The following is a 19488-nucleotide window of genomic DNA, read 5'->3' as shown; positions in this document are numbered from 1 at the left end:
ATGCGTGAGTGACGGCTGTCACGGGAGCGGCGGGCTTCCAGGACGTTAAGTTAGGTTAGGCTTACCTAAGTTGATGTTGCGGAACCCCGCCGCTCACTGTCCCGCACGGACTTCCCCACCGGAGGACCCCCACATGCGCTCGCACCTGCTCAATGACACGACTGCGGAGCACTACCGCCGCTCCGTGACGGAAGGCGTGGAGCGGGTGGCGGCCAAACTCGCCACCACGGAACGACCGTTCACCGGCGTCACGGTCGACGCCCTCTCCCCCCTCATCGACCGGATCGACCTCGACCGCCCGCTGCACGACACCGGCGCGGTGCTCGACGAGCTGGACGAGGTCTACCTGCGCGACGCGATCTACTTCCACCACCCCCGCTACCTCGCCCACCTCAACTGCCCCGTCGTCATCCCGGCCGTGCTCGGCGAGGCGGTGCTCTCCGCCGTCAACTCCTCCCTGGACACCTGGGACCAGTCGGCTGGCGGCACCCTCATCGAGCGCAAGCTGATCGACTGGACGAACGAGCGGATCGGCCTCGGGCCGCACGCCGACGGGGTGTTCACCTCCGGCGGCAGCCAGTCCAACCTCCAGGCGCTGCTGCTGGCCCGCGAGGAGGCGAAGACCGACAGCCTGGCCACACTGCGCGTCTTCGCCTCCGAGGTGAGCCACTTCAGCGTGAAGAAGTCGGCGAAACTGCTGGGCCTCGGGCAGGACGCCGTGGTGTCGATACCCGTCGGCGCCGACAAGCGCATGCAGACGGTCGCGCTCGCCCGCGAACTGGAGCGCTGCAAGGAATCCGGGCTCGTCCCCATGGCCGTCGTCGCCACCGCCGGCACCACCGACTTCGGCTCCATCGACCCGCTGCCCGAAGTCGCCGCCCTGTGCGAGCAGTTCGGGGTGTGGATGCACGTCGACGCGGCCTACGGCTGCGGACTGCTCGCCTCGCTGAAGCACCGGAGCCGGATCGACGGCATCGAGCGCGCCGACTCCGTCACCGTCGACTACCACAAGTCCTTCTTCCAGCCGGTGAGTTCGTCCGCCCTGCTGGTCCGCGACGCCGACACCCTGCGCCACGCGACCTATCACGCGGAGTACCTCAACCCGCGCCGCATGGTGCAGGAGCGCATCCCCAACCAGGTCGACAAGTCCCTGCAGACCACCCGCCGCTTCGACGCGCTCAAGCTGTGGATGACGCTGCGCGTGATGGGCGCCGACGGCATCGGCCAACTCTTCGACGAGGTCTGCGAGCTGGCCGCCGAGGGCTGGAAGCTCCTTGCCGCCGACCCGCGTTTCGACGTCGTGGTCGAGCCCTCGCTCTCCACCCTCGTCTACCGCTACATCCCGGCCGCCGTCACCGACCCGGCCGAGATCGACCGCGCCAACCTGTACGCCCGCAAGGCCCTGTTCGCCTCCGGTGACGCGGTGGTCGCGGGCACGAAGGTCGCGGGCCGCCACTACCTGAAGTTCACCCTGCTCAACCCCGAGACGACGACCGACGACATCGCCGCCGTCCTCGACCTGATCGCCGGCCACGCCGAGCAGTACCTGGGAGACTCCCTTGACCGCGCTTCCTGAACCCGCCACCAAGACCTACGACTTCGTGGGCATCGGGCTCGGTCCCTTCAACCTCGGCCTCGCCTGCCTCACCGAGCCCATCGCCGAACTCGACGGCGTCTTCCTGGACTCGAAGCCCGCCTTCGAGTGGCACGCCGGCATGTTCCTCGACGGCGCCCACCTCCAGACGCCGTTCATGTCGGACCTCGTCACCCTCGCCGACCCGACCTCGCCGTACTCCTTCCTCAACTACCTGAAGGAGAAGGGGCGTCTGTACCCCTTCTACATCCGCGAGAACTTCTACCCGCTGCGCGTCGAGTACGACGACTACTGCCGCTGGGCCGCGGACAGACTCACCAACGTGCGCTTCGGCACGACGGTCTCGGAAGTGACGTACGAGGACGAGGTCTACGTCGTCCACACCGAGGCCGGTGACGAGTTCCGCGCCCGGCACCTGGTCCTGGGCACCGGCACCCCGCCGTATCTCCCGGAGGCCGTCGCGGGCCTGGGCGGCGACTTCATCCACAACTCCCGCTACATGCAGCACAAAGCGGAGCTGCAGGCCAAGGAGTCGATCACCCTGGTCGGCAGCGGGCAGTCCGCCGCCGAGATCTACTACGACCTGCTCAGCGAGATCGACGTCCACGGCTACGAGCTGAACTGGGTGACGCGCTCGCCGCGCTTCTTCCCGCTGGAGTACACGAAGCTCACACTGGAGATGACCTCCCCGGAGTACATCGACTACTTCCACGCCCTGCCGGAGCACACCCGCTACCGCCTCACGGCCGAGCAGAAGGGCCTCTTCAAGGGCATCGACGGCGACCTCGTCAACGACATCTTCGACCTGCTCTACCAGAAGAAGGTCGGCGGCGCCGTCCCCACCCGGCTGCTCACCAACTCCGCGCTGAACACCGCCACTTACCGCGACGGCGTCTACGAGCTGGGGCTGCGCCAGGAGGAGCAGGAGAAGGACTACAGCCTGCGCTCCCAGGGTCTGATCCTCGCGACCGGCTACAGGTACGCCGAGCCGGAGTTCCTCAAGCCCGTCCACGAGCGGCTGCGCTACGACGCGCGGGGCAACTTCGACATCGCCCGCAACTACTCCATCGACACCACGGGCCGCGGCGTCTTCCTCCAGAACGCCGGCGTCCACGCGCACAGCATCACGTCCCCCGACCTGGGCATGGGCGCGTACCGCAACTCGTACATCATCCGTGAGCTGCTCGGCACCGAGTACTACCCGGTCGAACAGACCATCGCGTTCCAGGAGTTCGCCGTTTGACGTCTCCCCGCCCTTAAGGGGCGGGGGCTCCCACAGCTTGCGCCATGGTCTTTCCTGCTTCGTCGCCGACAGCCCGCCCGGAGGAACTCCGTTGAGGTCTTACACCGGCTCCACAGGCCGACACCGCCAGCCCGGCGGCCAGAATGTTCTCAGCGGCATTGTGGTCCCGGTCATGGCGCGTACCGCACCCTTCGCAGGTCCAGTCCCGGACGCCGAGCGGCAGTACCTCCAGGATCAGACCGCACAGTGCACATGTCTTGCTCGACGGGAAGAAGCGATCGATCACGACGAGTTCGCGCCCGTACCAGGCACACTTGTAGTCCAACATCGACCGCAGCTCAGCCCACGACGCATCTGCGATGGCGCGTGCCAGCGTGCGATTTCTCATGAGCCCGTGGACAGGCAGATCCTCGATCACGACCAGTTGGTTCTCCCGGACGAGTCGAGTGGTCAGCTTATGCAGGTAATCACGTCGCCGATCAGCGATCCGCGCATGAATTTTCGCTACCTTTTCACGCGCCTTGGCCTGGTTCTTGGAACCCTTCTCCTTACGGGCGAGCTCCCTTTGAGCCGCAGCCAGACGAGCCGTATCCTTTTTATGGAACGTCGGGTTGGCCACCTTCTCACCCGTGGACAGAGCGATCAGGCTATTGATTCCGACATCGATCCCCACGGCACTGTTCTTGACAGGAAGAGCCCGCACTCCGGCATCCTCCACCAGGATGGACACGAACCAGCGACCGGCCGAATCACGCGAGACGGTCACAGTGCTCGGCTCCGCGCCGTCAGGCAGACGGCGCGACCATCGGATATCAAGCGGAGTATCCATTTTAGCGAGGGTCAGATGCCCGTCGCGCCACTTGAACGCCGACCGAGTGTACTCGGCGGCCGCCCGAGACCTCTTCCTCGATTTGAACCGCGGGTACTGTGCACGCTTCGTGAAGAAGTTCGTGAACGCCGCCTGCAAGTGTCTCAGCGACTGCTGGAGCGGCACACAAGACACCTCGGCCAGGAAGGCCAGATCTTCTTCCTTCTTCCATTCCGTCAACATCGAAGACGTGGCGGCGTAGGAGATCCTTCTCCCCTCTTCCGTCCACGCCCGACTACGAACGTGCAATGCCATGTTATAGACCTTGCGCACGCATCCGAACGTCCGGAGCAGCTCAACAGCCTGCTCCGCCGTCGGATAGAAGCGGTACTTGAATGCCCGCTTCACGCGCAGAGTCTCCATTTCTCAAACGCTAGCCGTCCCCTCTTCGGCATGGCACCGTTTTCATGAAAAAGCCCAAGGAGTCCCCGATGAGCGCCGTCTCCCAAGTCGGCACCTTCACCTTCCGCCCCCTCGACCCGCTCCAGGACGCCGAGTTGCTGCACCGGTGGCTCACGCATCCCAAGGCCGCGTTCTGGATGATGCAGGACGCGAAACTGGAGGACGTCGAGCGCGCGTACATGGAGATCGCGGCCGACGAGCACCAGCACGCGCTGCTCGGGTTGCAGGACGGGGTGCCCGTCTTCCTGATGGAGTACTACGACCCCCGGCACCGCGAACTGGTCGGCCTGTACGAGCCGTTGCCCGGTGACGTCGGCATGCACTTCCTGACGCCGGCCACCGAGAAGCCCGTCCACGGCTTCACCCGCGCGGTGATCACCGCCGTGCTGGCCCGGCTCTTCGAGGACCCGGCCGTCGACCGTGTCGTCGTGGAACCGGACGTGTCGAACACCGCCGTGCACGCACTGAACGAAGCGGTCGGATTCGTGCCCGAGCGTGAGATCCAGAAGCCGGAGAAGAAGGCCTTGTTGAGCTTCTGCACACGGGACCAGTTCGTGGCGGCCACGGCGGTGACCGCATGAGCCTCGCCGACGCCGTCGCCCACCTCTCCCCCGAGCGCTGGGAGAAGGCCAACCGCCTCCTGATCCGCAAGGCCCTCGCGGAGTTCGCGCACGAGCGGCTGATCACCCCCGAACCGGCGGAAGGTGACCGCGACTTGTACGTCGTCCGCAGCGATGACGGGCTGACCCGCTACCGGTTCGCCGCCACCCGGCACGCCCTCGACCACTGGCAGGTCGACGCCGACTCCATCACCCGTGACCGCGACGGAGCCGAACTCCCGCTGGCCGCACTGGACTTCCTCATCGAGCTGCAGCAGGCGCTCGGGCTGAGCGAGGAGATCCTGCCGGTCTATCTGGAGGAGATCTCCTCCACCCTCTCCGGCACCTGCTACAAGCTCACCAAGCCGCAGGTACCGGTCGCCGAGCTGGCGAGGAGCGACTTCCAGGCCATCGAGACGGGGATGACCGAGGGCCACCCCTGCTTCGTCGCCAACAACGGCCGCCTCGGCTTCGGCATCCACGAGTACCTCTCGTACGCCCCCGAGACAGCGAGCCCGGTCCGGCTGGTGTGGCTGGCCGCGCACCGCTCGCGGGCCGCGTTCACCGCGGGCGTGGGCATCGAGTACGAGTCGTTCATCCGGGCCGAGTTGGGCGCCGGGACCGTCGAGCGGTTCGGGCGGACCCTGACCGACCGGGGTCTCGACCCCGACGACTTCCTCCTCATCCCCGTCCACCCCTGGCAGTGGTGGAACAAGCTCACCGTCACCTTCGCCGCCGAGGTCGCCCGCGGCCACCTCGTGTGCCTCGGCGAGGGCGACGACGAGTACCTCGCGCAGCAGTCCATCCGGACCTTCTTCAACAAGTCGCACCCCGAGAAGCACTACGTGAAGACGGCCCTGTCGGTCATCAACATGGGCTTCATGCGCGGACTGTCGGCCGCCTACATGGAGGCGACCCCGGCGATCAACGACTGGCTCGCCCAACTCATCGACAACGACCCGGTGTTGAAGTCCACCGGCCTGTCGATCATCCGCGAGCGGGCCGCCGTCGGCTACCGGCACCTGGAGTACGAGGCCGCGACCGACCGCTACTCGCCGTACCGCAAGATGCTCGCCGCGCTGTGGCGCGAGAGCCCGGTCTCCTCGCTCCAGGAGGGCGAGTCCCTGGCGACGATGGCCTCGCTGGTGCACCTGGACCACGAGGGCGCGTCCTTCGCGGGCGCGCTGATCGAGCGGTCGGGGCTGACCCCGGTGGAGTGGCTGCGGCGGTATCTGCGAGCGTACTTCACCCCGCTGCTGCACAGCTTCTACGCCTACGACCTGGTGTTCATGCCGCACGGCGAGAACGTCATCCTCGTCCTCAAGGACGGTGTCGTCGAGCGCGCGATCTACAAGGACATCGCCGAGGAGATCGCCGTCATGGACCCGGACGCGGTGCTGCCGCCGACGGTGGAGCGGCTGCGCGTCGAGGTCCCCGAGGACAAGAAACTGCTGTCGATCTTCACCGACGTCTTCGACTGCTTCTTCCGCTTCCTCGCTGCCAACCTGGCCGGCGAGGGTGTCCTGGAGGAGGACGACTTCTGGCGTACGGTCGCCGACGTCACCCGCGAGTACCAGGACGCGGCACCCGAACTCGCCGACAGGTTCCGGCAGTACGACATGTTCGCCCCCGAGTTCTCGCTCTCCTGCCTCAACCGCCTCCAGCTGCGGAACAACAAGCAGATGGTGGACCTGGCGGACCCCTCCGGCGCGCTCCAGCTCGTCGGCACCCTGAAGAACCCCATCGCCGGGTTCTGACCCCACAGACAGGCGGGCACCCCGGGGTACGGTCCCCCGGGGTGCCCGCCCTTGTGCCGTGGCGTACAGGTCTTACGCGTCAACTAGCTCGCGGGCCACGGCACTTGGGGTGATCGGTAGTAGTCGATGCCGAGTGCGTCCCAGCGCGGGGCCTGGGCCGCGAGCCGCACCTTGTACGTGTCCCAGTCGTGCGTCGAGGCAGGCGACCAGCCCAGCTCGGCCACGCCCGGCAGCCTCGGGAAGGCCATGTAGTCGAGGTTCGCGCTGGTCACCAGCGTCTCCGACCACAGCGGTGCCTCGACGCCCCGGATCGCCGAACTCGGCACTCCGGCAAGGTAGTTGCCCGGGTTCCAGTCGTAGGACCGCTTCACCTCGACGAGGCCGGCCCAGTCCTGGCCGAGCGGGGTGGCCTCGGTGTACTTCATGTCGAGGTAGAGCCGGTCGGCGGGCGAGAGGATCAGCCCGGTGCCGTTCTTCGCGGCCTCGGCGACCTGTGCCTTCTCGGCGGCGTCGGTGTCGTCGAGTCCCCAGTACTGGGCGAGGGCGCCCTTCACGGGGTGGGCGCCGGTGATCTGGTGCCAGGCGATCACCGTCTTGCCGTACTTGGTGACGATCGGCTGCACCCGGTCCATGAACTTGACGTAGTCCTCATGGCTGGTGGACTGCGCCTCGTCGCCGCCGATGTGGAGATAGCGGCCCGGCGTGATCGCGGCCAGCTCGCGGACCACGTCGTCCACGAAGCGGTACGTGAGGTCCTTGCCGACGCACAGCGAGCTGAAGCCGACGTCGGTGCCCGTGTAGAGCGGGGGTGCGACGCCGTCGCAGTTCAGGTCGGCGTAGGAGGCGAGGGCCGCGTTCGTGTGGCCCGGCATGTCGATCTCGGGGACCACTTCGAGGTAGCGCGAGGAGGCGTAGCGGACGATCTCCTGGTAGTCGGCCTTGCTGTAGTGGCCGCCGGTGCCGCCGCCGACCTCGGTGGAGCCGCCGTAGGTCGCCAGGCGGGGCCAGGAGTTGACGGCGATGCGCCAGCCCTGGTCGTCGCTGAGGTGCAGATGCAGTTCGTTGATCTTGTAGAGGGACAACTCGTCGATGTAGCGCTTGACTTGGCCGACGGTGAAGAAGTGCCGGGAGACGTCGAGCATCGCGCCGCGGTAGGCGTAGCGCGGCGAGTCGTCGATGGTGCCGCCCGCGATCTGCCAGGGTCCGGGCTGCCGGGAGGTCTTCTCGACGGCGGCGGGCAGGAGTTGGCGCAGGGTCTGCACGCCGTGGAAGAGCCCGGCGGGCCTGCTCGCGGTGATGGTGACCCCGGCCGGGCTGCTGTTGAGCCGGTAGCCCTCGGCGCCGAACGTGCCCTTGGCGAGGCGGAGTTGGATGCCGCCCTTGCCGCGGGTGGTGACCGGCAGGCGGTAGCCGGTGGAGGGCCGCAGGATGCCCGCGAGGTACTCGCCGATCCGCCGCGACTCACGCGATTCGCCGACCCGGATGCGGGTGCCGCTGGTGATCCGGTACGGCTGTCCGGCGGGCGCGACCTTGGCGGGCGCGGGGATCACGCGGCCCAGCGGGGTGGCGGCGGCGGGCGCGGCGGGCGGTGCGGCGCCGACGACGGACACGCTCGCGGCGGCGACGAGCAGCAGCGAACCGAGAAGGCGGGTCGTTCTGTGGCGCTGTCTCACAAGGCGTCTCACGAGCGGTCCCTTCCTTTGAACTTCCTTTGAGCCCGGACAGGTACAGACCATTCTGTCGGCAGAGCGATGGAACAATCCCTCCTATGGCGGAAATCATCCAGAAGGACGGCACCTGGGTCTTCGACGGCGACGCCCTGCGGCTGACTCCCGGGCGGGACAAGAACGTCGGCCTGTTCCGCAAGACCCTGGGTGAACTCGTGGTCCCGCTGGGCGCGTTGGCGGGCGTCTCCTTCGAGCAGGGCCGCAGGTCGGGGCGGCTGAGACTGCGGCTGCGGGACGGCGCCGACCCGCTGCTGCACGCCACCGGCGGCCGGCTCACCGAGGGCGACGACCCCTATCAGCTCGGCGTCGAGTCGGACCGGTACGGCGTCGCCGAGTACTTCGTGGACGAGGTGCGCAACGCCCTGCTGCTCGACCAGGTGCCGGCCGATCCGGTGGACGAGTACCTGCTGCCGGGGCCGGCCGTGCCCCTGTCGGTGTCCGCGGGGGACGGCACGGCGAGCTTCGACGGCGAGCGCGTACGGCTGGAGTGGAACTGGAAGACCGAGGACGCCAAGTCGGCCGCCGGCGCCCGCACGTTGGCGGTGACGGACCTCGTCGGTGTGGAGTGGCGCCCGTCGGCCGGTCTGGAGAACGGCTACATCCGCTTCTCGGTGCGCAACGCGCCGACCAAGGCGCCGCCCAAGTACGACCCCAACTCCGTCGAGCTGTGGGGCTTCAAGAAGGACCCGCTGATGGCCCTGGTCGCCGCGGCCGTCCAGGCCCGCCTGCCGCACCCGGCCGCCGAAACGGACGTACGCCCTGAACAGCCCGAGCCCGCACGGCAGTTGACGGCCGCGGCGGAGGACGGCCACGACGCGCTGCTGCGGCGGCTGCGGGAGCTCGGGGAGCTGCACCGGGACGGGGTGCTCACGGACGACGAGTTCGCGATGGCCAAACAGGCGGTCCTCAAACGCATGTGAGGACCGCCTGCCGGATGAGTCGCGCCCCGCCTTCCGGGCGTGACTCGGCTTGATTCAGTGCTACTTGGCCTTACGGGCGACCGTGAAGCGGTCGACCTCGGCGCCGGTCTCGGCGATGCCGCGGACCGTCAGGGTCGTCGTACGGCCCCGCTGGGCGGGCTCGACGTCGACGCGGAGGAACGAGTAGTTGAGGTAGCGCACGCGCGACCACCCGACCGTCTCGTTGACCTTGCCGTCCTTCGTGTTGACGAAGGCGGCGACCGAGTCGACGTCGGCGACGTGACCCTCGTAGGAGTCCGGGGCGGAGAACGCGTACAGGCTGCGGCCGGCCGCGCCCGCCGTCACGTAGACGACACCCTCGGTCTCCGGGTACGCCGTGCCGCCGATCGGCAGCTTCTTGACGACCGCGTTCTTCTTGATGACGTCGGTGCGCTCGTACTGGTGGTTGTGGCCGTTGATGACCAGGTCCACCGTGTACTTCTCGAACAGCGGCACCCACTCGTTGCGCACTCCCCCCTCCGAGGAGTGCGCGGTCGAGGTGCAGTACGCGCAGTGGTGGAAGAAGATCACCACGAAGTCGATGTCGTGCGCGGCGCGGTACTTCTTGAGCTGCGCCTCCAGCCACTTGGTCTGGGTGCCGCCGGAGATGCCGAGGTTGGCCGGGATCTCGAAGGACACGTCGTTGGCGTCCAGCGAGATGACCGCCGTGTTGCCGTAGACGAAGGAGTAGACGCCCGGCAGGTTCTTCTTGTCGGGGCCGTTGTCCGGCAGGTTCCAGCGGGCGTCCTCGCCGCCGTAGCCGTTGGGCGAGTACCAGGCCTCCATGTCGTGGTTGCCGTAGGCGGGCATCCACGGCACGGACTTGGCGACCGACTCGGTCTGCGCGAGGAACTGGTCCCAGGTGCGCGAGTCGAAGCCGGCGTCGGCGGTCTGGCCGGCGCCCGCCGGGTCGGCGTAGCAGATGTCACCGGCGTGCAGGTGGAAGGCCGGGTTCTGGCCCAGGAGAAGGCTGTTGTTGGCGAGGCCGTGGTAGCCGACGCCCTCGTCGCCGAAGGCCGTGAAGGTGAACGCCTTCTTGTGGTCGGGGGCGGTGGTGAAGGTGCCCAGCGTGCCGAGCAGGTGGGCCTCGGCCGGGTCGAAGCCCGCGTGGCCGACGCCGTAGTAGTAGGTGCGCCCCGGGCGCAGGTGGGTCAGCTTGGCGTGCAGGTAGTACTGGGTGTGGTCACCGCTCGCGCCGACGCCCGCCGGGGTGTACAGCGTGCGCACCTCGGCCTCGATCTTGCGGGAGAGGTCCCAGGGGTGCGCGCCGATGCGGACGAAAGGTTTCTTGACGTTGGTCGGGACCTGCCAGGAGACCGTCACCTCCGTGCTCGGGTCGTTGCCGAAGGCGAGGTGCCGGCCGAACGGGGAGACGAGGGCCCCGTCGACCGTCGACGCGGTGGAGGTGGAGGCGTAGGTGGCGGAGGCCTGGCTGGGGACGGCCGCCTGGGCGACCGCGCCCGGTACGAACACGCCACCCGCGACGGCGCCGAGCGTGACGGCACCGCCCCTGATCATCGTGCGCCGCGAGAATCTCGCGCGCAGGTACTCGTGCTGTTCCGCCATGCTCATGCGCTCGGCGAGCTCGGCGGGTACTCCCATACGAGGAATGTCCATGGCGTCTGAAACTCGTCGACATGGGCAACGGCGCGCAAGACACAGGATGGACAGCTTACGAACAGAGCCCCATAAGACTTTCAACAGGCCGTTGCCCGATATCGGGCAGGATTCTTGCAAACCTTCCCTCGATACCCCAGGATCAACCGGGTGCACGACGAACTCGTTGATCATCTGACGCGCTCCACGACCCTCAACCGGGGCGAGGCACTGCGGGTGATCCAGGACGTGCTCGCCTACTTCGACGAGACGACCGAGGAGTACGTCCGTCGCCGCCACCGCGAGCTCCAGGCCCAGGGCCTGGTGAACGCGACGATCTTCGACCGGATCGAGGCGGACCTGAAATACCGGGCCGTGGCCCCGCCGGAGCTGACGCTCCGACAGCTGCGCCGGATCGTCTACGGCTAGGAATACCCATACATGTGCGGAATTGTCGGATACATCGGCAGGCGTGACGTTGCTCCGCTTCTGCTGGAGGGCCTGCAGCGGCTGGAGTACCGCGGCTACGACTCCGCGGGCATCGTCGTCACCACCCCGAAGACGGCCGGTCTGAAGATGGTCAAGGCCAAGGGCCGGGTCCGTGACCTGGAGGCCAAGGTCCCGGCACGCTTCAAGGGCACCACCGGAATCGCCCACACCCGCTGGGCCACGCACGGCGCCCCGTCCGATGTGAACGCCCACCCGCACATGTCCGCGGACAGCAAGGTCGCCGTCGTCCACAACGGCATCATCGACAACGCGTCCGACCTCCGGAAGAAGCTCGAGGCGGACGGCGTCCAGTTCCTCTCCGAGACCGACACCGAGGTCCTCACCCACCTCGTCGCCCGCTCGCAGCAGGAGAAGCTCGAGGACAAGGTCCGCGACGCGCTCCGCGTGATCGAGGGGACGTACGGCATCGCCGTCCTGCACGCCGACTTCCCCGACCGCATCGTGGTGGCTCGAAACGGCTCCCCGGTGGTCCTCGGGATCGGCGAGAAGGAGATGTTCGTCGCCTCGGACATCGCCGCACTGGTGACGCACACGCGCCAGATAGTGACCCTGGACGACGGCGAGATGGCCACCCTCAAGGCCGACGACTTCCGGACATACACGACCGAGGGCACCCGCACCACGTCCGAGCCGACCACCGTCGAGTGGGAGGCGGCCTCCTACGACATGGGCGGCCACGACACCTACATGCACAAGGAGATCTTCGAGCAGGCCGACGCCGTGGACCGCGTGCTGCGCGGCCGCATCGACGACCGCTTCTCCACCGTGCACCTCGGCGGCCTGAACCTGGACGCCCGCGAGGCCCGGCAGATCCGCCGCGTCAAGATCCTCGGCTGCGGCACCTCGTACCACGCGGGCATGATCGGCGCCCAGATGATCGAGGAGCTGGCCCGCATCCCCGCGGACGCCGAGCCCGCCTCCGAATTCCGGTACCGCAACGCGGTGGTCGACCCCGACACCCTCTACATCGCCGTCTCCCAGTCCGGCGAGACCTACGACGTCCTGGCGGCGGTCCAGGAGCTGAAGCGCAAGGGCGCCCGCGTCCTCGGCGTGGTCAACGTCGTCGGCTCGGCGATCGCGCGCGAGGCGGACGGCGGCATGTACGTCCACGCGGGCCCCGAGGTCTGTGTCGTCTCGACCAAGTGCTTCACCAACACCACAGTCGCCTTCGCCCTGTTGGCCCTGCACCTCGGCCGCACCCGCGACCTCTCCGTCCGCGACGGCAAGCGCATCATCGAGGGCCTGCGCAAACTCCCCTCCCAGATCACCGAGATCCTGGACCAGGAGGAGGAGATCAAGAAGCTGGCCGCCGAGTACGCCGAGGCCCGCTCCATGCTCTTCATCGGCCGGGTCCGCGGCTACCCCGTGGCACGCGAGGCCTCCCTGAAGCTCAAGGAGGTCTCCTACATCCACGCGGAGGCCTACCCCGCCTCGGAGTTGAAGCACGGCCCCCTCGCCCTGATCGAGCCGGCCCTCCCCACGGTCGCGATCGTCCCCGACGACGACCTCCTGGAGAAGAACCGCGCCGCCCTGGAGGAGATCAAGGCCCGCAGCGGCCGCATCCTCGCGGTGGCCCACCAGCACCAGGAAAAGGCCGACCAGACCATCGTCGTCCCCAAGAACGAGGACGAACTGGACCCCATCCTGATGGGCATCCCCCTCCAACTCCTCGCCTACCACACGGCGTTGGCCCTGGGCCGGGACATCGACAAGCCGAGGAACCTCGCGAAGTCGGTCACGGTCGAGTAGACACCCTTTGCCTTTAGGGGCGCGAGGAACTGCGCGACAAGCCCCCACCGGCCGCAGAGGCCGACGAAACAGAATGGCCCCCCACGTGTTGCCTCACACACGAGGGGGGCCTCCTGTTACCGGTCAGCTGGTGGCCGTCACACCCCGCCCAGCCGCCCGTCGAGGAAGCACCGTCGGCCAGTGCGCAAGCGCCGCCGTCGCCGAATACCAGGCAACAGCCCCCGCAGCGACCCCGAACCACCCCCCGACCTTCCCCAGCCCGTCATTCCCGGCGAACTGGGCAACCGCCAGCAGCACGAGCGACACGAAGAACAACCCGTAGACCCCCTGGGCGAGTTGGTCCCCACCCGCGAGCGTCACCGAGAGCGCGACGAGAGCGAACAGGACCAGGAACAACCCCGCCGCGTTGTCTGACGCGGAGCCGCCCGCCGAGACGGCCCAGGTGAACCAGAGCGCGCCGAACGCGGTGAACGCCGTACCGCTGACCGTGTCGCCGTCACGGAACGCGAGCAGTCCGACGAGGAAGAGGGCAACTCCGCCCACGTAATGGGCGACTGACACGGCGTCAGCCGTGGAGACGCCGTCGATGACCTTCGTGTACCCGAGGCCGAAGGCCAACAGGGTGATTCCCAGGGCGAGTCGGCCGGCGATCGAGACGATCGAGGTGGTGCTTCCCGCGGAGACGTCATTGTCCACGGCGGGCTCCCTTCATGCATGTGCGTTTGTGCGGTGTGACCGATATATGCCCTTCACAAGGACACAAACACCTCTGCACAGCAGGGAATTCGGAACCGACGACGCGTCAGGGAATGACGATGACCGGCCGCTGCGCCCGCTTGGCGAGCCGCCCGGCGACGGAGCCGAAGATGCGTCCGACGATGCCGTGCGTGGAGCCCACGACGATCGCGTCCGCCTCGTACTCCCGCCCCACCTCTTCGAGTTCGTGGCAGATGTCGCCGCCGCGCTCGACCAGGATCCAGGGCACTTCCGCCAGGTACTCGGCGCACGCCAGCTCCAGACCCAGCACCTCGGTGCGGTGGTCCGGCACATCGACGAAGACCGGTGGCTCGCAGCCCGCCCACACCGTGGTGGGCAGCCGGTTGGCGACATGGACGATGATCAGCCCCGAGCCCGAGCGGTGGGCCATGCCGATCGCGTAGGCGAGGGCACGCTCACTGGACATGGAGCCGTCGAAGCCGACGACCACACCGTGCTTGAAGGCGGGGTCGCAGGAATGACGTGGTTCTTCCGCCGCCAGGGGCTCGGCCGCCGTGGGATCGGCGACGGGCCGCTTGCGGTCCGCGGGTTCGAAAGATTCGTGACCGGCCATGGGTGTCTCGGCGTTTTGATCCTCTTGGGAGGGGACAACAGGATGCGGCGGAGCTGTGTCCGGGAATCATCTTCCCAACCCCATACCCCCAAGGGTACGGCGGCACTCCTCCTTAGCCCATATCCCGCACATGCTCCGGCGGAGTTCCCCGGAGCATGCACGAGGGGGCGCCCGTAACGCAATGGTTGCTGCCCCGTACAGGCGGTTTGCACAGGATTCACTTACCGACGGGGTGCCCTACAGTGACCGACGCATCGAACACGCGTTGAACCCGGCGAGCCGCCGCCCCAGGGAGCACGCCATGTCCGGACACCGCACGACGACCTCCGAGTCACACCCCGGCCCGGACACCGCGACCGATGTGGTGCGCTGGGCGGTATTCAGCTGTGTCCTCGTCCCCGTCGTCCTCCTCTGGTACGGCACCTCCCTCGCCGGCGCCACGGGTACGGCACTGGGTCTGGCGGCCGTCACCGCCGCCTGCCGGGTGCTGCTGCGCCGGTCCGAGCGGAGCACCGTACGACTGCTGGCCGAAGAACAGCCCCCGCACCGCGGCCACCGGCACCGGGCCGGGGCGGGGGCGCACAGGGGCGGGCGGCGCGCCGGGGGAAGTACACCGGTCGACTGACCGGTTTCCGCGCACGCGCCCGACGCTTTTCAGCCAACTTCCGGCCACCGCGCATCTGTTGTCCGAACCACCCCCCAACCCCCGTTCCACCTGCACCGAAAGGGTCTGGGAGGGCGTGCGCACCCTACGGGGATTGGCCACTACGACGAGGCGCACTTCCCTGCACGGCCCGCGAGTGCAACGCTTCGTGATCGAATGCTTCACGCCAAGTTGCCATGTCGACAATGTGCCGGTTGCCGAACTGGTCACCCCGGCACCACTGGACACAGTAGATTCGATCTTGACGTCTTACGGCGGGGGACTCGTGCAGGACCGAGGGGAAACGTGCAGGAGCGACACAACCGAGGAGCCGCGACCACCGAGGGGGGCTTAGCAGTATGAGCCACGACTCCACTGCCGCGCCGGAAGCCGCGGCCCGGAAGCTTTCCGGGCGACGCCGCAAGGAGATCGTCGCGGTGCTGCTGTTCAGCGGCGGCCCCATCTTCGAGAGTTCCATACCGCTGTCGGTGTTCGGAATCGACCGGCAGGACGCCGGAGTTCCGCGCTACCGCCTCCTTGTGTGCGGCGGCGAAGAAGGACCGCTGCGGACCACCGGGGGGCTGGAACTCACCACACCGCATGGCCTGGAAGCGATCTCACGGGCGGGCACCGTCGTCGTGCCGGCCTGGCGGTCGATCACCTCGCCACCGCCCGAGGAGGCGCTCGACGCGATCCGCCGCGCGCACGAAGAAGGGGCCCGCATCGTCGGCCTGTGCACCGGCGCCTTCGTGCTGGCTGCCGCGGGTCTGCTGGACGGCCGCCCGGCGACCACCCACTGGATGTACGCGCCGACGCTGGCCAAGCGCTATCCGTCGGTGCACGTCGATCCGAGAGAGCTCTTCGTCGACGACGGGGACGTCCTGACGTCGGCCGGTACGGCGGCCGGAATCGATCTCTGTCTCCACATCGTGCGGACGGACCACGGCAACGAGGCGGCCGGCGCGCTCGCCCGACGCCTGGTGGTCCCCCCGCGCCGAAGCGGCGGTCAGGAGCGCTACCTCGATCGGTCTTTACCAGAGGAGATCGGCGCCGACCCGCTCGCGGAGGTCGTCGCCTGGGCGCTGGAGCACCTCCACGAACAGTTCGACGTGGAGACGCTGGCGGCTCGCGCGTACATGAGCAGGCGTACGTTCGACCGCCGCTTCCGCTCGCTCACCGGCAGCGCTCCCCTGCAGTGGCTGATCACGCAGCGGGTGCTCCAGGCGCAGCGTCTGCTGGAGACGTCGGACTACTCGGTGGACGAGGTCGCGGGCCGTTGCGGCTTCCGCTCGCCGGTGGCTCTACGCGGCCATTTCCGGCGGCAGTTGGGCTCGTCGCCCGCCGCCTACCGGGCCGCGTACCGGGCCCGCAGGCCGCAGGGCGACAAGCAGGTGGACGCCGACGGCGCTCCCGGGCAGCCCGGCGGTCCGGCGTCGCTGGGTCCGGCTGGGCTGCCGCCCGCGCTGCACCCGGACGGTCCGGTGCCGATGCAGTCGCGGCGTACGGCGGCGAGCGCGCTGTCGGCGACGGCGTCGGCAGGGTCGGCGGAGAACGGCCGTGAGGCGTACGCGTCCAGTCGGGCGGCGAGTCTGCCCGGCCAGCGGAGCGCCACGTAGGACCGCCGCGGGTATGACGGGACTCTCCCGGAGGTCTCCCCTAGGGGGTCTCCGGGAGTTTTCGTATGGGCCCGGACCACAAGGTCACCGCACGATCGGCTCAGCCGGGCGGCCCGCACCTTAAGGTTAGACATATGAACGATCGCATGGTGTGGATCGACTGCGAGATGACCGGCCTCTCGCTGTCAGACGACGCTCTCATCGAGGTGGCCGCCCTCGTCACCGACTCCGAGCTGAACGTGCTCGGCGAAGGGGTGGACATCGTCATCCGCCCGCCGGACCAGGCGCTGGAGACGATGCCGGACGTAGTACGCCAGATGCACACCGCATCCGGGCTGCTCGACGAGCTGGCGGGCGGTACGACGCTGGCCGACGCGGAGGAGCTGGTCCTCGCGTACATCCGGGAGCACGTCAAGGAGCCGGGCAAGGCACCGCTGTGCGGCAACTCGGTCGGCACCGACCGCGGTTTCCTGCTCCGTGACATGCCGACGCTGGAGGAGTACCTCCACTACCGCATCGTGGACGTGTCCTCGGTGAAGGAGCTGGCCCGCCGCTGGTACCCCCGGGCGTACTTCAACAGCCCCGAGAAGAAGGGCAACCACCGGGCCCTCGCCGACATCCGCGAATCCATCGCCGAGCTGCGCTATTACCGCGAGGCGATCTTCGTCCCGCAGCCCGGACCCGACTCCGAGACGGCCCGCACGATCGCCGCGAAGCACGTCCTGCCCACGCCGTAAAAGGCGTGCGCGAGCACCCCTTCAGACCCTGTACACTTTTTCTCGGCCGGTCGGTAAGCCTTCGAGTGAACGACCGGGCATGGTGGGTGTAGCTCAGCTGGTAGAGCACCTGGTTGTGGTCCAGGAAGTCGCGGGTTCAAGTCCCGTCACTCACCCTGAGTAATCAGCCGGTGACTTCGGAAACGAAGTCACCGGCTGATTCGTTTTCCGGCACCGGAAAACCCGCCTACAAGGACCGCGTAAGTGGAACGAGTGCACTTTTGGGCTGAGGCAACCGAGAGGTACAGTGGGTGGTATGAGCGAGACGCCGACCACCGTACCGACGATGGGCCGCCGTGAGCGGAAGAAGGCCGCCACCCGGCAGGCGCTGGCCGATGCCGCGCTGGAGTTGTTTCTGGAGCACGGGTACGACCAGGTGAGCATCCGGGATGTCGCCGAGGCGGCGGACGTGTCGACGACGACGCTCTTCAAGCACTTCCCCAGCAAGGAGGCGCTGGTCTTCGACCTGGACGCGGACCAGGAGGCCGCGCTCGTCGCGGCGGTGCGTGAGCGGGCGCCGGGGACGTCGGTTCCGCAGGCGTTGCGCGATCATCTGTTGGGCGCGCTGTTCTTCTCCGCCGAGGGCAGTGAGCAGCTCGCCACGTTCCACCAACTCGTGCGCGGCACACCGGCGTTGACCGAGTACCACCGCCGGATGTGGATGCGCCACCAGCACGCGGTGGCGGCCGCGATCGCCGAGACCGCCGGCGCCCCCGCCGACGACCCCCGCTGCGCGGCCCTGGCCCACTTCGCCCTGGAGGCCCGCACCCTCGCCGAGTCCTCACCGGACCCGCGGGACACCCTGAACGCCGCGTTCGATCTGCTGGAGCGGGGCTGGGACGTCGTACGGCCCGGTTAGCGGTCAGGTGGTTCGGATCGGCCGCGCGTCAGCCCTTACGACGATGCCCTCGTCACCAACTCCGTTGCCAGGACGGCCTGTCGGCGCTCCGGGCCGCGAGTTGCCGCCGGGCGGCGGTCCGCGATCTCCGCGAGCAGCAGGTCGATCATCGAGCGGCCCATCTCCTCGATCGGCTGGCGGACGCTGGTGAGCGGCGGGTCCATGTGGCGGGCGATGGCCGAGTCGTCGTAGCCGACGAGGGCCACGTCGTCCGGTATGCGGCGGCCCTCCTCGCGCAGGACCTGGCGGGCGCCCGCCGCCATCACGTCCGAACCGGCGAAGACCGCGTCGACGTCGGGGCGGCGGAGGAGCAGTTCCGTCATCGCGCGGCGCCCGCCCTCCTCGGTGAAGTCGCCCGGCTGGATGAGGTGTTCGTCCACTTCGTGGCCCGCGTCGAGCAGCGCCGCGCGGTAACCGTCGACGCGGCGCTGGGCGCCGTAGACGTCGAGGCGGCCGGTGATGTGGGCGATGCGGGTGCGGCCCCGGGACAGGAGGTGTTCCACGGCCGAGCGGGCGCCGCCGTAGTTGTCCGAGTCGACGGAGGTCAGGGGCTCGGTGGCCGACCGGGGGCCGCTGATGACCGCCGGGATCTCCAGCGCGGCCAGCAGGTCGGGCAGCGGGTCGTCCGCGTGGACCGAGACGAGCAGGACACCGTCCACCCGGTGGGCGGCCAGGTACTGGGCGAGGCGCTGCCGCTCCCGGTCGCTGCCCGCGAAGATGAGCAGCAACTGCAGTTCGGTGTCGGCCAGTTGGGTGCCGACGCCCTTGAGCATGTCGGAGAAGTACGGCTCCGCGAAGAAGCGGGTCTCCGGCTCGGGGACGACCAGGGCGATCGCGTCCGTGCGGTTGGCGGCCAGCGCCCGGGCCGCCGTGTTCGGGACGTACTCCAGCTCCGCGACCGCCGCCTCGACGGCGGCGCGGGTCGCGTCGCTGACCCGGGGCGAGCCGTTGATCACCCGGGAGACCGTGCCGCGGCCCACGCCGGCACGGGCGGCGACTTCCTCCAGGGTCGGCCGTCTGCCGCCCCGGTTCCGCCCACCGCTGACCGCCATGGTCGCCGCCTTCCGTTCGCAGCTTTCAGGCCAGGAATGTAACAGCCGAGGCCCGGACGCCCCGCTTCCATCGTCCCTCGTCGACCGGGGTCCCCGCCCACCGAGCCGTGGATCGGTACGGCGGGACACGGCCGCTGTCCGGGCGGCGCCCCTCAGGCCGGGCGGCCGG

At 68.5% G+C, this 19488-nt stretch carries 17 protein-coding genes and 1 tRNA gene; 12 read left to right on the top strand and 6 right to left on the bottom strand.

Translation table 11 applies throughout. From position 1 onward, the window contains the following. Window positions 1-133 precede the first annotated feature (133 nt). On the top strand, window positions 134-1576 hold the full coding sequence (gene desA, locus OHT77_RS28525) for a lysine decarboxylase DesA (protein ID WP_328831279.1): 1443 nt from the start codon (window positions 134-136) through the stop codon (window positions 1574-1576). Next, a complete protein-coding gene (locus OHT77_RS28520) occupies window positions 1560-2837 on the top strand; it encodes a lysine N(6)-hydroxylase/L-ornithine N(5)-oxygenase family protein (RefSeq protein ID WP_328831277.1) in 1278 nt (425 codons plus the stop codon). The genes desA and OHT77_RS28520 overlap by 17 nt, the downstream gene beginning before the upstream one ends. Before the next feature lie 13 nt (window positions 2838-2850). Here the strand turns inward: OHT77_RS28520 and OHT77_RS28515 are convergent, their stop codons facing one another. Beyond that, window positions 2851-4068 carry an RNA-guided endonuclease InsQ/TnpB family protein gene (locus tag OHT77_RS28515; protein WP_328831276.1) on the bottom strand — a complete coding sequence of 406 codons (1218 nt, stop codon included), beginning with the start codon at window positions 4066-4068 and terminating at the stop codon, window positions 2851-2853. A 68-nt stretch (window positions 4069-4136) separates the two neighbouring features. Between OHT77_RS28515 and OHT77_RS28510 the strand changes: the two genes are divergently transcribed. Together OHT77_RS28510 and OHT77_RS28505 are read left to right on the top strand one after the other, a co-directional pair. Further along, entirely contained in the window at window positions 4137-4688 is a 552-nt protein-coding gene (locus tag OHT77_RS28510; RefSeq protein ID WP_328831275.1) for a GNAT family N-acetyltransferase, read from the top strand. Then, entirely contained in the window at window positions 4685-6463 is a 1779-nt protein-coding gene (locus OHT77_RS28505; RefSeq protein ID WP_328831274.1) for an IucA/IucC family protein, read from the top strand. The genes OHT77_RS28510 and OHT77_RS28505 overlap by 4 nt, the downstream gene beginning before the upstream one ends. 83 nt (window positions 6464-6546) lie before the next feature. Here the strand turns inward: OHT77_RS28505 and OHT77_RS28500 are convergent, their stop codons facing one another. Beyond that, window positions 6547-8136, bottom strand: coding sequence for a beta-N-acetylhexosaminidase (locus OHT77_RS28500; protein ID WP_328834365.1), 1590 nt, complete (start codon window positions 8134-8136; stop codon window positions 6547-6549). A gap of 95 nt (window positions 8137-8231) precedes the next feature. Here OHT77_RS28500 and OHT77_RS28495 point away from each other — a divergent pair, with 95 nt between their 5' ends. After that, complete coding sequence (locus OHT77_RS28495; protein WP_328831273.1) at window positions 8232-9110, top strand: DUF4429 domain-containing protein; 879 nt, start codon at window positions 8232-8234, stop codon at window positions 9108-9110. Window positions 9111-9170: 60 nt separating this feature from the next. Here the strand turns inward: OHT77_RS28495 and OHT77_RS28490 are convergent, their stop codons facing one another. Then, window positions 9171-10751 (bottom strand): purple acid phosphatase family protein, encoded by a 1581-nt coding sequence (locus tag OHT77_RS28490; protein WP_328831272.1) that lies wholly within the window; start codon window positions 10749-10751, stop codon window positions 9171-9173. Between the two features lie 165 nt (window positions 10752-10916). On the opposite strand from OHT77_RS28490, the gene OHT77_RS28485 reads away from it, so the two are divergent. Both OHT77_RS28485 and glmS read left to right on the top strand, forming a co-directional pair. Continuing rightward, on the top strand, window positions 10917-11174 hold the full coding sequence (locus tag OHT77_RS28485; protein ID WP_266768966.1) for a hypothetical protein: 258 nt from the start codon (window positions 10917-10919) through the stop codon (window positions 11172-11174). 12 nt (window positions 11175-11186) lie between these two features. After that, window positions 11187-13004, top strand: coding sequence for a glutamine--fructose-6-phosphate transaminase (isomerizing) (gene glmS, locus OHT77_RS28480; protein ID WP_266768968.1), 1818 nt, complete (start codon window positions 11187-11189; stop codon window positions 13002-13004). A 123-nt stretch (window positions 13005-13127) separates the two neighbouring features. Here the strand turns inward: glmS and OHT77_RS28475 are convergent, their stop codons facing one another. Together OHT77_RS28475 and OHT77_RS28470 are read right to left on the bottom strand one after the other, a co-directional pair. Further along, entirely contained in the window at window positions 13128-13700 is a 573-nt protein-coding gene (locus OHT77_RS28475; protein WP_328831271.1) for a GPR1/FUN34/YaaH family transporter, read from the bottom strand. A 106-nt stretch (window positions 13701-13806) separates the two neighbouring features. Continuing rightward, window positions 13807-14334 (bottom strand): universal stress protein, encoded by a 528-nt coding sequence (locus OHT77_RS28470; RefSeq protein WP_266768972.1) that lies wholly within the window; start codon window positions 14332-14334, stop codon window positions 13807-13809. Between the two features lie 301 nt (window positions 14335-14635). On the opposite strand from OHT77_RS28470, the gene OHT77_RS28465 reads away from it, so the two are divergent. The 5 genes from OHT77_RS28465 to OHT77_RS28445 all read left to right on the top strand — a co-directional run bounded on the left by OHT77_RS28465 (window position 14636) and on the right by OHT77_RS28445 (window position 18228). Further along, window positions 14636-14959 (top strand): hypothetical protein, encoded by a 324-nt coding sequence (locus OHT77_RS28465; RefSeq protein WP_328831270.1) that lies wholly within the window; start codon window positions 14636-14638, stop codon window positions 14957-14959. Between the two features lie 377 nt (window positions 14960-15336). Then, window positions 15337-16593, top strand: coding sequence for a GlxA family transcriptional regulator (locus OHT77_RS28460; RefSeq protein WP_266768975.1), 1257 nt, complete (start codon window positions 15337-15339; stop codon window positions 16591-16593). 134 nt (window positions 16594-16727) lie between these two features. Then, complete coding sequence (gene orn / locus OHT77_RS28455; RefSeq protein ID WP_328831269.1) at window positions 16728-17330, top strand: oligoribonuclease; 603 nt, start codon at window positions 16728-16730, stop codon at window positions 17328-17330. A gap of 82 nt (window positions 17331-17412) precedes the next feature. Then, a tRNA-His gene (locus OHT77_RS28450) sits at window positions 17413-17485 on the top strand. Window positions 17486-17625: 140 nt separating this feature from the next. After that, the gene (locus OHT77_RS28445; protein ID WP_328831268.1) at window positions 17626-18228 is read left to right on the top strand and encodes a TetR/AcrR family transcriptional regulator; all 603 of its coding nucleotides are present in this window, start codon (window positions 17626-17628) and stop codon (window positions 18226-18228) included. A gap of 35 nt (window positions 18229-18263) precedes the next feature. Here the strand turns inward: OHT77_RS28445 and OHT77_RS28440 are convergent, their stop codons facing one another. Beyond that, entirely contained in the window at window positions 18264-19319 is a 1056-nt protein-coding gene (locus tag OHT77_RS28440) for a LacI family DNA-binding transcriptional regulator (protein ID WP_328831267.1), read from the bottom strand. Between the last annotated feature and the right edge of the window lie 169 nt (window positions 19320-19488).

The sequence above is a fragment of the Streptomyces sp. NBC_00252 genome (genome assembly GCF_036187565.1).
In the GTDB taxonomy this organism is placed as follows: domain Bacteria; phylum Actinomycetota; class Actinomycetes; order Streptomycetales; family Streptomycetaceae; genus Streptomyces.
Note: the sequence above shows the minus strand (reverse complement) of the source record. Positions and strands in the feature narration are given on the sequence as shown.